This window comes from Yersinia frederiksenii ATCC 33641 (assembly GCF_000754805.1).
Taxonomy (GTDB): domain Bacteria; phylum Pseudomonadota; class Gammaproteobacteria; order Enterobacterales; family Enterobacteriaceae; genus Yersinia; species Yersinia frederiksenii.
Genome location: NZ_KN150731.1, coordinates 2,508,911 through 2,522,654, shown reverse-complemented (window position 1 = coordinate 2,522,654; position 13,744 = coordinate 2,508,911). Strand labels below are relative to the sequence as shown.

Sequence of the window (13,744 nt, the reverse complement as noted above, 5' to 3'; positions counted from 1 at the left end):
TTGAGAAGTTACGGAGAGTAAAAATGAAAGTTCGTGCTTCCGTCAAGAAATTATGTCGTAACTGCAAAATTGTTAAGCGTAACGGTGTCGTTCGCGTAATCTGCAGTGCCGAACCAAAGCATAAACAGCGTCAAGGCTGATTATCTTGCATATTTTTCTTGCAAAGTTGGGTTGAGCTGGCTAGATTAGCCAGCCAATCTTTTGTATGTGACTGCAATGCTATTTGAGTATCCTGAAAACGGGCTTTTCAGAATGGTATTGCTGTATAAAATAGTAGGAGTGCATAGTGGCCCGTATAGCAGGCATTAACATTCCTGATCAGAAACATACCGTTATCGCTTTGACTGCGATCTACGGCATCGGTAAGACTCGCTCACAGGCTATCTGTGTTGCTGCGGGTATTGCTGAAAATGTTAAGATCAGTGAGCTGTCTGAAGAGCAAATCGAGAAGCTGCGTGACGAAGTTGCCAAGTACGTTGTAGAAGGTGATCTGCGTCGTGAGGTGACCCTGAGCATCAAGCGTCTGATGGACCTTGGGACTTATCGTGGTTTGCGTCATCGTCGTGGTCTACCAGTTCGCGGTCAGCGTACTAAGACCAACGCACGTACCCGTAAGGGTCCGCGTAAACCGATCAAGAAATAATCGGGGTGATTGAATAATGGCAAAGGCACCTATTCGTGCACGCAAGCGTGTAAGAAAGACAGTCTCTGACGGTGTGGCTCATATCCATGCTTCTTTCAACAACACCATCGTTACCATTACAGATCGTCAAGGTAACGCATTGGGTTGGGCAACAGCAGGTGGTTCCGGTTTCCGTGGATCTCGTAAGTCTACTCCGTTTGCAGCGCAAGTTGCAGCAGAGCGCTGCGCTGACGCAGTGAAAGAATACGGTATCAAGAATCTGGAAGTTATGGTTAAAGGACCTGGTCCGGGCCGTGAGTCTACTATCCGTGCGTTAAACGCGGCTGGTTTCCGCATCACTAATATTACTGATGTGACTCCGATCCCTCATAACGGTTGTCGTCCGCCGAAAAAGCGCCGCGTATAACGCTGCTTTTAGGTTTGTTGGAGAGAGAAAATGGCAAGATATTTGGGTCCTAAGCTCAAGCTGAGCCGTCGTGAGGGCACAGACCTGTTCCTTAAGTCTGGCGTTCGCGCGATTGACACCAAGTGTAAGATTGAACAACCACCTGGCCAGCACGGTGCGCGTAAACCGCGTCTGTCTGACTACGGTGTGCAGTTACGTGAAAAGCAAAAAGTTCGCCGTATCTATGGTGTTCTAGAACGTCAATTCCGTAACTACTATAAAGAAGCGGCACGTCTGAAAGGCAACACTGGTGCAAACCTGTTGCAATTGCTGGAAGGCCGTCTGGATAACGTAGTTTACCGTATGGGCTTTGGCGCAACTCGTGCTGAATCACGTCAGCTGGTTAGTCATAAAGCTATCATGGTAAATGGTCGCGTTGTTAACATCGCTTCTTATCAGGTATCTCCGAATGACGTAGTCAGCATCCGTGAGAAAGCTAAAAAGCAGTCTCGTGTTAAGGCAGCTTTGGAGCTGGCTGAGCAGCGTGAAAAGCCGACTTGGCTGGAAGTTGATGCTGTTAAGATGGAAGGTGTGTTCAAACGTATTCCTGAACGTACTGATCTGTCTGCGGACATTAACGAACACCTGATCGTCGAGCTTTACTCCAAGTAAAGCTTAGTACCAAAGAGAGGACACAATGCAGGGTTCTGTGACAGAGTTTCTAAAACCGCGCCTGGTAGATATCGAGCAAGTCAGTTCGACGCACGCCAAGGTGACCCTTGAGCCGTTAGAGCGTGGCTTTGGCCATACTCTCGGCAACGCACTGCGCCGTATTCTGCTTTCATCTATGCCGGGTTGCGCGGTGACCGAGGTTGAGATTGATGGTGTACTGCATGAGTACAGCACCAAAGAAGGCGTACAGGAAGATATCCTGGAGATCCTGCTCAACCTGAAAGGGCTGGCGGTGAGAGTTCAGGGTAAAGATGAAGTTATTCTTACCCTGAATAAGTCTGGCATTGGCCCTGTGACTGCAGCCGATATCACCCATGATGGTGATGTCGAAATCGTCAAGCCGCAGCACGTTATCTGCCACCTGACCGATGAAAACGCATCTATTAGTATGCGTATCAAAGTTCAACGTGGTCGTGGTTATGTGCCGGCTTCTGCCCGAATTCATTCGGAAGAAGATGAGCGCCCGATTGGTCGTCTGTTAGTAGACGCATGCTATAGCCCTGTAGAGCGTATTGCCTACAATGTTGAAGCAGCGCGTGTAGAACAGCGTACCGACCTGGACAAGTTGGTTATCGAGATGGAAACCAATGGTACGATCGATCCTGAAGAGGCGATCCGCCGTGCGGCAACTATCTTGGCTGAACAGCTTGAAGCTTTCGTTGACCTACGTGATGTACGTCAGCCGGAAGTTAAAGAAGAGAAGCCAGAGTTTGATCCGATCCTGCTGCGCCCTGTTGACGATCTGGAATTGACTGTCCGCTCTGCTAACTGCCTCAAGGCAGAAGCTATCCACTACATCGGTGATCTGGTACAGCGTACCGAAGTTGAGCTGTTGAAAACGCCGAACTTGGGTAAAAAATCTCTTACTGAGATTAAAGACGTGCTCGCATCACGTGGTCTTTCTTTAGGCATGCGCCTAGAAAATTGGCCACCGGCTAGCATTGCTGACAACGAGTAACCGGATCACAGGTTAAGGTTTTACTGAGAAGGATAAGGTCATGCGCCATCGTAAGAGTGGTCGTCAACTGAACCGTAACAGCAGCCATCGCCAGGCTATGTTCCGTAACATGGCCGGCTCTTTGGTTCGTCATGAGATAATCAAGACGACCCTGCCGAAAGCGAAAGAGCTGCGTCGCGTTGTTGAGCCGCTGATTACTCTTGCCAAGACCGACAGCGTAGCTAATCGTCGTCTGGCATTCGCCCGTACTCGTGATAACGAGATCGTGGCAAAACTGTTTAACGAGCTAGGCCCGCGTTTCGCGAGCCGCGCCGGTGGTTACACTCGCATTCTGAAGTGTGGCTTCCGTGCAGGCGACAACGCACCGATGGCTTACATCGAGTTAGTTGATCGTGCTGCATCGCAAGCAGAAGTAGTTGCTGCAGAGTAATCTGTAAACGCGTAAAAAAACCGGGCTTGCCCGGTTTTTTTACGTCCATAACTCAGTAACATGAATTTCCACCCTCCGTATCTTTCCTTTATCCCCTTATTATTTATCTTCTAATCCATTAATCTTAACTATTATTCGATCTTGTGGGTTCAGACCTCTAGGGAACGATATGGGACTCATTGATGAATGGGCTGAAAGGCATATTACTAAGGCTCAAGAGAAAGGCGAACTCGATAATTTACCGGGAAATGGCAAGCCATTGCTGCTTGATGATGATAGCTTTATTCCCGTTGATGTGAGAGTCAGCTATAGATTGTTGAAGAATGCAGGCTATCTTCCTCCTGAGTTGCAGGATAGGCAGGAGGCACTCACTATCGTGGATTTGCTCTCACAACTAGATAAACAGCATGATGATTATGCCAATTTGGATAAGCGTCTTGCTCTGTTGGAATTGAGATTGAAGCAAGCGGGGCTTAGCACTGATTTTCTACGCAAAGAGTATCAACATAAATTGGCAGATAAGCTGTCTAAAGAGAGTGACTAAATGTTAAAAATTGGGCAACTCGCAAAGCTCGCGGATGTTACGCCAGACACTATTCGCTATTATGAAAAACAAGGAATTATGGATCATGGCGAGCGAACAGAGGGAGGCTATAGGCTTTATAGCGAACAAGATTTGCAGCGTTTAAGGTTTATCCGTTATGCAAAACAGTTGGGTTTTACATTAGAAACTATCGCTGAATTATTATCGATCCGTGTCGATCCTGAACATCATACCTGCCAGGAGTCAAAGGCAATTGTAGACTCTCGTTTGCATGATGTAGAAAGCAAGATTACTGAGCTAAAAAAGATGCGTGATTCATTGAAACGGCTGAGTGATGCCTGTTGTGGGAGCACGCATGCCACGACCTATTGCTCTATTTTAGAAGCTTTGGAGCAGGGGGCGACGGAGGAATTAGCCAAAGACTAAATTTTTTAGGTAAGTAGTTTTAATCAGTTCAGACAAGCAGTATTATTCGTGGGATTTTTAATCAATACTTCATTAGTGAGGCAATATTATGACGACGTATCGACATACCAAAGGGAAAATTAAAGACAACGCGCTAGAAGCTCTACTTCATGACCCACTTTTCAGACAGCGTATTGAGAAGAATATTAAAGGCAAAGGGAGTTATCAGCGAAAAGAAAAACATGCAAAAGGAGGTGACTGGGAGGCCAGTGGTAAGCAATTAAGCGATTCTTTACCACTGGCCTTCTGATTTTAGCTTAATAAAAAGCCATCTGTTTGATGGCTTTTAACGTTCTACCAGATCGAAATTATTTTGATTGCTGTGCTTTTAGTAAATCACGGATTTCTGCTAATAAGGTTTCTTCTGCTGTTGGTGCCGGTGGTGCTGCGGTTTCTTCTGCTTTTTCACGGCGTAGTTTGTTCATCAGTTTAACGGCAGAGAAAATCGCGAGGGCCACAATAACAAAATCAAAAATGCTCTGAATAAATGTACCGTAATTCATGACAACCGCAGGTATAGTTCCTTCGGCTGCTCGTAATATAAAATGAAATTGTTTGAAATCGACTCCACCGAGTAATAAGCCTAATGGTGGCATGATGATATCGGCGACGAGTGAGGAAACAATTCTACCGAATGCAGCACCAATAATAACCCCGACCGCTAAGTCGACAACGTTGCCACGCATGGCAAACTCACGAAATTCCTTCATAAAACTCATAACCAATACTCCATTTAAAAATGAACTACTTAATCTTAGCTAAATAAAACTCGATACAACCAGAATTATAGGCGAATTTTTCCTATTCCCCATGGGAATAGTTTTAATTGATAACTTAGGTCAGTTAATTTAATCGCTATTGATTACAAGAAGAATGGGCTTGGTTGGAACAAACGCTCCACATCAGGAACAAATTTCTTGTGGGTAATAAACATCACCACATGATCGCCCTGCTTAATGATTGAATTACCATTAGCAATGATAACTTCGTCACCCCGAACAATGGCTCCAATCGTTGTACCAGGCGGTAGCTTGATATCTTCTACCATTCGACCGACAACTTTTGATGTGCTTTCATCGCCGTGAGCAATGGCTTCTATTGCTTCTGCCACACCACGTCTCAATGAGGAAACACTAACAATATCAGCTTTACGTACATGACCTAATAAGGCAGAAATAGTGGCTTGCTGTGGTGAAATAACAATATCAATAACACTTCCCTGAACCAGATCGACATAGGCGCTGCGCTGGATTAATACCATCGCTTTTTTCGCACCCATGCGTTTTGCCAGCATAGCCGACATAATATTTGCTTCATCGTCATTGGTAATGGCAATAAAGACATCAACCTGCTCAATATGCTCTTCTGCTAGTAATTCCTGGTCTGATGCATCGCCATAAAATACGATGGTGTCATGTAACATTTCAGCTAATTCAGCGGCGCGCTGCTGGTCGCGCTCAATCAATTTTACACTGTAATCTTTTTCTAATCGCAGAGCTAAACCCGCGCCGACATTACCACCGCCGACAATCATAATGCGCTTATAGGGTTTTTCCAGGCGCTGCAATTCACTCATCACGGCTCGGATATGCTGTGAAGCGGCAACAAAAAAGACTTCATCGCCTGCTTCTATGATCGTTGAGCCTTGCGGACGAATCGGCCTGTCTTGACGGAATATTGCGGCTACACGGGTATCAATGTGCGGCATATGTTCGCGCAAAGATGATAATGCATTGCCGACTAATGGCCCGCCATAATAGGCTTTGACCGCGGCAATGCTCACTTTACCCTCGGCAAAGTTGACCACTTGCAAAGCCCCAGGATATTCGATTAATTTATAGATGTAATCGATAACTAGCTGTTCTGGCGAGATTAAATGGTCAATGGGTACGGCTTCCGGTAGAAAAAGCTTATCTGCCTCACGGATATATTCAGCTGAACGGATACGCGCAATGCGATTTGGGGTATTAAAGAGTGAGTAAGCAATTTGGCAGGCGATCATATTGGTTTCGTCGGAATTCGTTACTGCAACCAACATATCTGCATCTTCTGCTCCAGCTTCCCGCAAAACTCGAGGATGTGAACCGTGCCCTTGAACCACTCGTAGGTCAAATTTATCTTGCAGCTGACGCAACCGGCCTGAGTCGACATCAACCACGGTAATGTCGTTGTTCTCGCCCACCAGATTTTCTGCAAGGGTTCCGCCAACTTGCCCCGCCCCAAGAATAATTATTTTCATAGCGTTCTCTGTTTCACACTGAAATTAGGTTTTGAGGCAGTAAAGCCACGACTATCTTTTGATCAACTTCGCATAGAAGAAACCATCGCCATCCTCAGGGTGTGGCAGATTTTGTCTACCTGGTGCTGAGGCCGTGCCGGTTTCAACCAACTCAGCTTCATCATGCCGTTGCAGGAAAGCTGTAATCTGCTGCTGATTCTCTTCGGGCAATATAGAGCAGGTAGCATAAACCATTACGCCACCTTTTTTCAGTTTAGGCCAGATAGCTTCTATTATCTCAGATTGTAGTTTGGCCAACTCGGCAATATCGCTGTCACGACGCAGCCATTTGATATCAGGGTGTCGACGAATGACGCCGGTTGCGGAGCATGGCGCATCTAATAGTATCCGATCAAACTGTTGATCGCCGCACCATGTATCTGGGGTCCGCCCATCACCGACTCGTACAACGGCATTTAATTTCAGGCGCTGTAAATTTTCTTTAACCCGGTTCAGGCGCTGCTCATCAATATCAACTGCCAATACGTGGGTCTTTGGCGCAGCTTCCAGGATATGAGTTGTTTTGCCGCCAGGGGCTGCGCAGAGATCAAGGATCTGCTCGCCATTTTGTGGATCAAGCAGATCAACACAACCTTGTGCCGACGCATCTTGCACTGTTACCCAGCCAAGTTCAAAGCCGGGGAGATCACTAACGGCGCAAGGTGTGATAAGACGAACTGCATCGGGGTAAACGTCATGTGGTAGGGCATCAATGTTGGCTTGCTTTAACAGATCTAGATATTCATTGCGCGAATGGTGTAACCGACTTACCCGTAGCCACATTGGTGGTTTCTGGTTATTCGCATCCAAAATCTGCTGCCATTGAGCAGGATAAGTCTGTTTAATCCGTGCTAATAACCAGCTTGGATGTAGATAGCGGCTATCGTTATTTGCTGCTCGTTCCAGTAACTCAACTTGTTGGCGCTGGAACTGGCGCAGTACTCCGTTGATTAACCCTTTCAATTGTGGGCGTTTCAGTGCAGTAGCGCCTTCAACCGTTTCGGCCAAAGCTGCATGCGGAGGAATGCGTGTGTATATCAGCTGATAAAGCCCAACCATAATCAGATAATGGAATACACGTTGTTTTCCGGTCATCGGGCGCGCCATTAACTGCTGGATACACCACTCAAGTTGCGGCAGGACACGCAAAGTGCCAAAACACAACTCCTGCAGCAATGCGCGATCTTTGTCGGAAATACTTTTATGTAGCCCAGGCAGAACAGTACTGAGCGATTGCCCCTGATCCAATACCTGGCTAATTGCTTTAGCAGCGATGCTGCGGAGATTGTATGTGTTTTTCATAACCAAAAAAGCCGACAAACGTCAGCAAATAAAGGGAAAGTGGCCCGATGATGAAGTATCGGGCGATGAAATCTATCCGTTAGACCTGAGCTATTATGCTAGTTGGCTACCCGGTGTAAACCATTCACGTCGTGAATTTAATAAGTCTGCCGCTGACATGGCTTTTTTCCCGGCGGGTTGCAGTTGGGTAATATTCAAAACACCCTTAGCCGTGGCCACTTGAATGCCATGTTTATCCGCATGGATGATGGTTCCTGGTGCCACATTATCAACCGCAGCAAGTACTTGCGCTTGCCAGACTTTGACCGGTTGTTCATCAACGACAAAATAGCTGACTGGCCAAGGATTAAAGGCACGAATACAACGTTCTAACTGAACAGCAGAAAGTGACCAATCTAATTTGGCCTCCTCTTTACTGAGTTTTTCTGCATAGGTAACTTGCGCTTCATCTTGTACTTCAGGTTGGGCGCGGCCTTCAGCTAACTGTTGCAGTGTGACCAATAAGCCCTGAGGACCAAGTTGCGCCAATTTATCGTACAGTGTCGCACTGGTATCTTGTGGCTGAATGTCACACTCAATTTTATGCAGCATATCACCGGTATCTAACCCAACATCCATCTGCATGATGGTGACACCGGTTTTTGCATCACCAGCCCATAATGAACGTTGGATCGGTGCAGCACCACGCCAGCGCGGTAACAGAGAACCATGAACATTAATGCAGCCTAGTCGAGGCATTGCCAATACTGAGGCCGGCAGAATCAAGCCATAGGCAACCACAACCATAATATCGGCCTTCAGATCAGCAACTAAATGTTGGTTTTCTTCCGGTCGTAAGGATTTTGGCTGAAAAACGGGAATACCCTGTTGTTCTGCAAGTACTTTAACCGGGCTTGGTGTTAGCTTATTGCCTCGGCCCGCTGGGCGATCAGGTTGAGTGAAAACTCCCACAATCTGATGTTGAGAAGACAACAACGCGCCTAAGTGGCGCGCTGCAAAGTCAGGAGTTCCGGCAAAAATAATCCGCAAAGAATCAGACACATTGGTTTCCTGCATTAGAAGGGGTTAGTTGGCACGAGCATTCAACTTGGCCATTTTCTCCAGCTTTTGGCGGATACGCTGACGTTTCAGCGGTGACAGATAGTCGACAAACAGTTTACCAACCAAGTGATCCATTTCATGCTGGATACAAATTGCTAATAAATCATCAGCTTCCAGTTCGAACGGTTTACCGTCCCGATCCAGTGCTCTGATTTTTACTTTTTCAGCCCGCGGAACTAATGCACGTTGTTCAGGAATTGACAGGCAACCTTCTTCAATGCCGGTTTCACCGCTTTTTTCCAACAGTTCTGGGTTAATTAACACCAGACGTTGGTCACGATTTTCCGAAACATCAATGACGATAATTTGCAGGTGAACATCCACTTGGGTTGCAGCAAGACCAATGCCTTCCTCTGCATACATGGTTTCGAACATGTCGTCCACGATACGCTGGATTTCACCATTGACTTCTTTTACCGGCGCAGCAATTTTGCGCAGCCGCTCATCTGGGTAATGTAATACTTGTAATACTGACATAAATATCTAGATCTGCGTCCGAGTAGTGAATGATATTCAATCTCTATTGTAGACATTTCCTGCCCTGATTGACAGCATCGGCTACCAATTGAACAAATCGGTGTCAGCTTAGAAAGTAAGCCAGGGAGGCGATATGCTAGCGGCAGAAATATGGCTCAGGATGAGCAAAGTCAAGGGGCTAGGCACAATAAAATGCCGTGCATTGGTCAAGCGGCTGCTTGCCCGTGGTGATATCCATCCTGGGAGGTTAGCGGCCTATGGATTAGATTCACAACAATGTCAGCAATTCTTCCAAGCTGACTCCGGTGATATTGAGGCCACACTGAGATGGTTGGATTCCCCCTCTCACCATCTACTAGCCTATGGTGAAACTGATTATCCACCCCGCTTAATTCATATTTCAGCTGCGCCACTCGTGATTTTTGCCTCTGGTGAGCTTGATGCTCTCTATCACCCTCAGGTTGCCATGGTTGGAAGTCGCCACTTTAGCCATTATGGCGAGCAATGGGGACGGCATTTTGCTTCAGAACTGGCTCTGATGGGGTTGGCCATCACCAGCGGCTTGGCTATGGGGATTGACGGGATATGCCATAGGGCAGCCTTGGATGTGAAAGGAAGAACGATTGCTGTCTTGGGCAGTGGTTTGGAGAATATATACCCACGTCGCCATAACCATTTAGCTCGAGAAATTGAATCCCAAGGCGGTGTATTAGTTTCTGAGTTTTTGACGACAGCATTGCCTATCGCGGCTCATTTCCCCAGAAGAAACCGTATAATCAGTGGGCTAAGTTCTGCCGTCTTAGTTGTTGAGGCAACGCTGAAAAGTGGCTCTTTAATTACTGCCCGCTATGCTATGGAACAAGGGCGAGATGTTTTTGCCTTACCGGGGCCATTGGGCAGTACAACCAGTGACGGTGTTCATTGGTTAATTCAGCAGGGTGCTTATTTGGCAAGGTCTCCCCGTGAGGTCGCTGAACAGGTGGGGGGGTCATTACAATGGATACCATTACCCGAGAAAGTAATTATTTCTTCATCCGAGGGGCAAGTTGAATTGCCATTTGTCGATGTGTTGGCTAACGTAGGAGATGAGGTGACACCCGTTGATGTCGTCGCCGAACGCGCCGGCCAACCTGTGCCAGATATCGTTAGCAAATTGCTCGAGCTGGAGTTAGCAGGGTGGATCGCAGCTGTACCCGGCGGCTATGTCCGATTAAGGAGGGCAGGCCATGTTCGACGTTCTAATTTACTTATTTGAAACTTATATGCATAACGAGTCGGATATGCTTGTTGATCAAGACAAAATTACCGACGATCTTGCTGAAGCTGGTTTCTATCGTGAGGATATCAACAACGCCCTGAACTGGTTAGAGGCTCTGGCTGACCTACAAGAAGGGCAGAAAGCACCTTATCTCTATGCTGCTGATCCGCAAGCATTGCGCATCTATACTGCTGAAGAGTCCCAACGTCTGGATGCCACTTGTCGTGGTTTTATCCTATTTCTTGAACAAATTCAGGTATTGCACCTTGATACCCGTGAGATGGTTATCGATCGTATTATGGCGTTGGATTCTAATGAGATTGACCTGGAGGATCTCAAGTGGGTTGTGTTGATGGTGCTATTTAACATTCCGGGTTATGAAAGTGCTTATCAGCAGATGGAAGAGTTACTTTTTGAAGTCAATGAAGGTTATTTGCACTAAGTGGTAGTATCACGGGCCAATAACTTTATATAGAAGGCGTTATGACAAAAACAGTTACAGCCAAGGATAATGGGTCGTGTCCGGAATGTGGATCGGCGTTAGTCATTCGCAGCGGCGGTCATGGCCCATTCCTTGGTTGTTCACATTATCCAGACTGCCAATATATGCGTCCGCTGAAAGCGCAATCTGATGGTCATATCGTGAAAGTTCTGGAAGGGCAACATTGTCCTGAATGTGGTTCAGAGATGGTGTTGCGGCAAGGGCGCTTTGGCATGTTTATTGGCTGTAGCCAATATCCGCAATGTGTTCATACCGAAGTCATTGATAAACCAGATGAGACATCAATTGATTGTCCGCAATGTGGGCAAGGGAAGTTGCTACAGCGTAAGTCTAGGTTTGGCAAGGTTTTCCACGCCTGTAATCGTTATCCTGATTGCCAGTTTACGATTAATCAGCAACCCATTGTCGGAGAGTGTGCTTATTGCCACTATCCATTATTAATGGAAAAGAGAACAGCACAAGGTGTAAAACGTTTTTGCGCCAGCAAGTTATGTGGGAAGGCAGTTGTCAGTGAGTAATAACAACGTGAGTAGACAAGAAAATAGTATTGTTTTTGCCGACGTGTTACTGGCATTACAACAAGAAGCGGTTATCGCCTATCCGACAGAGGCTGTTTTTGGTTTAGGTTGTGACCCTGATAGTGAAAAAGCAGTAAACGCCTTATTAGTGTTAAAGCAGCGCCCATGGCAGAAAGGTTTGATCCTTATTGCTGCCAATTATGAGCAGCTAAAACCTTATGTAGATGATGCGATGTTAAGTGATGAGCAACGAGCAACTATTTTTTCCTGTTGGCCAGGGCCGGTAACTTGGGTCATCCCTGCCCATCCTAATACACCGCGCTGGTTAACGGGGAGTTTTGATTCATTGGCAGTCAGGGTGAGTAATCATCCACTGGTGCAGCAACTTTGCTTGCAATATGGTAAGCCGTTGGTTTCAACCAGTGCCAATTTAAGTGGGCAAGAGCCTTGTCGTACGGTTGAAGAGGTCAGAATGCAATTTGGCCCTTCATTACCGGTACTTGTCGGCCAAGTGGGTGGTCGCTTGAATCCATCAGAAATCAGAGATGCCTTAACCGGTAAGCAATTTCGTCAAGGGTAGGAAATAGCATGGTTCAGAAGTTCGCAGTGTTTGGTAACCCCATTGAGCACAGTAAGTCACCGAGGATCCATGCACTTTTTGCCGAGCAAACAGGCATTGAGCATCAATACGGTAAAGTATTGGCTCCTCACGATACCTTTGAGGAGGTATTAACGTCTTTTTTTGCTGATGGGGCGATAGGCGCGAACATCACTACCCCGTTCAAAGAGCGAGCTTATGCCAAGTGCGACGAACGGACTGAACGCGCGTCACTGGCGGGGGCAGTCAATACTATCAAGCGATTAGAAGATGGGCGCTTATTAGGCGACAATACAGACGGCATTGGTTTGCTCAGTGATCTTCAACAACGGCATTTGATCCAAGCCTCTGATCGTATCTTATTGGTGGGGGCTGGTGGCGCGGCTCGTGGAGTGATCCTCCCTTTGCTTTCATATGGGTGCAAAATTGTTATCACTAATCGGACTTATGCCCGTGCGCAGCAGCTTGCTGAGGTATTCCATCATTTAGGCCAGATCGATGCTGTAGAAATGCAGGATCTTATTGGTCAGCAATTTGATTTAATCATCAATGCGACAGCTTCGGGGATTCATGGTGAGATGCCAAACTTACCGACTGATATCATCAGCCCACAAACTCGCTGTTACGATATGTTCTACCAAGCAGATATCACTACGTTTTTAGCTTGGAGCAGGCAGCTAGGAGTGACGAACTATACTGATGGTTTGGGTATGCTGGTGGGGCAGGCTGCGCATGCTTTTCAGCTATGGCATGGTGTGATGCCTGATATCACGCCGGTACTAAATCAGCTTCGGAATGAATTAGGTAGATAGAAAGGCATTAAATTTAGGTAAGCGACCAGCAATGCAGGGAGAGCAACGGGCTATTCCCTGCATCAGTTATCACGCTCTATTTATTCTCTGTCAGATAATCATCTTTCCAGCGCACATAGTTACTTGCAGAATAACGCAGGCCTTCCACCTCCGCCGGTGTCAAAGAGCGAACTTGTCTGGCAGGGCTACCCATATAGAGATGGCCGCTAGCTAAGCGTTTTCCAGGAGACACCAAACTACCTGCGCCAATCATCACATCATCTTCTACAACTGCCCCGTCTAATACAATAGAGCCCATACCCACTAATACCCGATTGCCGATAGTGCAACCATGCAGCATGGCTTTATGCCCCACAGTCACATCTTCGCCAATAATCAACGGATACCCCTCAGGGTTATACTCAGACTGATGGGTGACATGTAATACACTGCCATCCTGAATATTAGAGCGGGCACCAATGATAACCTCATGAACATCACCTCGAATAGCAACTAACGGCCAGACACTGACATCATCACCCAAAGTAACCTTACCAATGATCACACTGGATCTATCGACCATGACGCGTTCACCTAGCGTAGGCAAATGATGAAGATAGGGGCGAATAGCATCGGACATAGTAATAGCCTCTTAATAAGAAAGTACTTTACCGGCAATACTAGCCTTTGCTGATGGAATTACAACCAATCAGGCGGTGGGATCGTCGTGAAAATGCAGTGGATCGACCAAGATCTGCACGT

20 protein-coding genes are annotated in these 13,744 nt (G+C 46.7%); 14 read left to right on the top strand and 6 right to left on the bottom strand.

What is annotated here, in order from left to right; translation table 11 throughout:
• Nucleotides 1-23: 23 nt before the first annotated feature.
• The 9 genes from rpmJ (at nucleotide 24) to DJ58_RS10595 (ending at nucleotide 4,407) form a co-directional block, all read left to right on the top strand.
• A complete protein-coding gene (rpmJ, locus tag DJ58_RS10555; protein WP_002227352.1) occupies nucleotides 24-140 on the top strand; it encodes a 50S ribosomal protein L36 in 117 nt (38 codons plus the stop codon).
• 146 nt (nucleotides 141-286) lie between these two features.
• Nucleotides 287-643 carry a 30S ribosomal protein S13 gene (rpsM, locus tag DJ58_RS10560; protein WP_004702348.1) on the top strand — a complete coding sequence of 119 codons (357 nt, stop codon included), beginning with the start codon at nucleotides 287-289 and terminating at the stop codon, nucleotides 641-643.
• Nucleotides 644-659: 16 nt separating this feature from the next.
• On the top strand, nucleotides 660-1,049 hold the full coding sequence (gene rpsK, locus DJ58_RS10565) for a 30S ribosomal protein S11 (protein WP_004709234.1): 390 nt from the start codon (nucleotides 660-662) through the stop codon (nucleotides 1,047-1,049).
• A gap of 30 nt (nucleotides 1,050-1,079) precedes the next feature.
• The gene (gene rpsD, locus DJ58_RS10570; RefSeq protein WP_002218949.1) at nucleotides 1,080-1,700 is read left to right on the top strand and encodes a 30S ribosomal protein S4; all 621 of its coding nucleotides are present in this window, start codon (nucleotides 1,080-1,082) and stop codon (nucleotides 1,698-1,700) included.
• 25 nt (nucleotides 1,701-1,725) lie between these two features.
• On the top strand, nucleotides 1,726-2,718 hold the full coding sequence (locus DJ58_RS10575) for a DNA-directed RNA polymerase subunit alpha (RefSeq protein ID WP_004709232.1): 993 nt from the start codon (nucleotides 1,726-1,728) through the stop codon (nucleotides 2,716-2,718).
• Nucleotides 2,719-2,758: 40 nt separating this feature from the next.
• Nucleotides 2,759-3,148 (top strand): 50S ribosomal protein L17, encoded by a 390-nt coding sequence (gene rplQ / locus DJ58_RS10580; RefSeq protein WP_004391407.1) that lies wholly within the window; start codon nucleotides 2,759-2,761, stop codon nucleotides 3,146-3,148.
• A gap of 169 nt (nucleotides 3,149-3,317) precedes the next feature.
• The gene (locus DJ58_RS10585; protein ID WP_004709230.1) at nucleotides 3,318-3,692 is read left to right on the top strand and encodes a DnaJ family domain-containing protein; all 375 of its coding nucleotides are present in this window, start codon (nucleotides 3,318-3,320) and stop codon (nucleotides 3,690-3,692) included.
• Nucleotides 3,693-4,118, top strand: a complete 426-nt coding sequence (gene zntR, locus DJ58_RS10590) for a Zn(2+)-responsive transcriptional regulator (protein WP_004709229.1) — start codon at nucleotides 3,693-3,695, stop codon at nucleotides 4,116-4,118.
• An 88-nt stretch (nucleotides 4,119-4,206) separates the two neighbouring features.
• Nucleotides 4,207-4,407 (top strand): alternative ribosome-rescue factor A, encoded by a 201-nt coding sequence (locus DJ58_RS10595; RefSeq protein WP_004709227.1) that lies wholly within the window; start codon nucleotides 4,207-4,209, stop codon nucleotides 4,405-4,407.
• 58 nt (nucleotides 4,408-4,465) lie between these two features.
• Here DJ58_RS10595 and mscL read toward each other — a convergent pair whose 3' ends face one another.
• From mscL to def, 5 genes are all read right to left on the bottom strand, one after another.
• Nucleotides 4,466-4,876, bottom strand: coding sequence for a large-conductance mechanosensitive channel protein MscL (gene mscL, locus DJ58_RS10600; protein WP_004709225.1), 411 nt, complete (start codon nucleotides 4,874-4,876; stop codon nucleotides 4,466-4,468).
• Nucleotides 4,877-5,019: 143 nt separating this feature from the next.
• On the bottom strand, nucleotides 5,020-6,396 hold the full coding sequence (gene trkA / locus DJ58_RS10605; RefSeq protein ID WP_004709224.1) for a Trk system potassium transporter TrkA: 1,377 nt from the start codon (nucleotides 6,394-6,396) through the stop codon (nucleotides 5,020-5,022).
• Between the two features lie 51 nt (nucleotides 6,397-6,447).
• Nucleotides 6,448-7,737 carry a 16S rRNA (cytosine(967)-C(5))-methyltransferase RsmB gene (gene rsmB / locus DJ58_RS10610; RefSeq protein WP_004709222.1) on the bottom strand — a complete coding sequence of 430 codons (1,290 nt, stop codon included), beginning with the start codon at nucleotides 7,735-7,737 and terminating at the stop codon, nucleotides 6,448-6,450.
• A 93-nt stretch (nucleotides 7,738-7,830) separates the two neighbouring features.
• Nucleotides 7,831-8,778 carry a methionyl-tRNA formyltransferase gene (gene fmt / locus DJ58_RS10615; RefSeq protein WP_032911070.1) on the bottom strand — a complete coding sequence of 316 codons (948 nt, stop codon included), beginning with the start codon at nucleotides 8,776-8,778 and terminating at the stop codon, nucleotides 7,831-7,833.
• A 24-nt stretch (nucleotides 8,779-8,802) separates the two neighbouring features.
• Entirely contained in the window at nucleotides 8,803-9,315 is a 513-nt protein-coding gene (def, locus tag DJ58_RS10620; RefSeq protein WP_004709217.1) for a peptide deformylase, read from the bottom strand.
• A 133-nt stretch (nucleotides 9,316-9,448) separates the two neighbouring features.
• Here def and dprA point away from each other — a divergent pair, with 133 nt between their 5' ends.
• From dprA to aroE, 5 genes are read left to right on the top strand one after another with little or no spacing between them, the layout of a single operon-like run.
• Nucleotides 9,449-10,570, top strand: a complete 1,122-nt coding sequence (gene dprA / locus DJ58_RS10625; protein ID WP_004709215.1) for a DNA-protecting protein DprA — start codon at nucleotides 9,449-9,451, stop codon at nucleotides 10,568-10,570.
• Nucleotides 10,542-11,015, top strand: a complete 474-nt coding sequence (locus DJ58_RS10630) for a DUF494 family protein (protein ID WP_032911069.1) — start codon at nucleotides 10,542-10,544, stop codon at nucleotides 11,013-11,015. The genes dprA and DJ58_RS10630 overlap by 29 nt, the downstream gene beginning before the upstream one ends.
• Nucleotides 11,016-11,056: 41 nt before the next feature.
• Entirely contained in the window at nucleotides 11,057-11,593 is a 537-nt protein-coding gene (locus DJ58_RS10635; RefSeq protein ID WP_032911068.1) for a DNA topoisomerase family protein, read from the top strand.
• A gap of 7 nt (nucleotides 11,594-11,600) precedes the next feature.
• Nucleotides 11,601-12,173, top strand: coding sequence for an L-threonylcarbamoyladenylate synthase type 1 TsaC (tsaC, locus tag DJ58_RS10640; protein ID WP_032913310.1), 573 nt, complete (start codon nucleotides 11,601-11,603; stop codon nucleotides 12,171-12,173).
• Nucleotides 12,174-12,181: 8 nt separating this feature from the next.
• Nucleotides 12,182-13,003 (top strand): shikimate dehydrogenase, encoded by an 822-nt coding sequence (gene aroE / locus DJ58_RS10645; protein ID WP_032911066.1) that lies wholly within the window; start codon nucleotides 12,182-12,184, stop codon nucleotides 13,001-13,003.
• A 76-nt stretch (nucleotides 13,004-13,079) separates the two neighbouring features.
• On the opposite strand, the gene DJ58_RS10650 is transcribed toward aroE, so the two are convergent.
• Nucleotides 13,080-13,622: a gamma carbonic anhydrase family protein gene (locus DJ58_RS10650; RefSeq protein ID WP_004709204.1), complete on the bottom strand. Its 543-nt coding sequence runs from the start codon at nucleotides 13,620-13,622 to the stop codon at nucleotides 13,080-13,082.
• Between the last annotated feature and the right edge of the window lie 122 nt (nucleotides 13,623-13,744).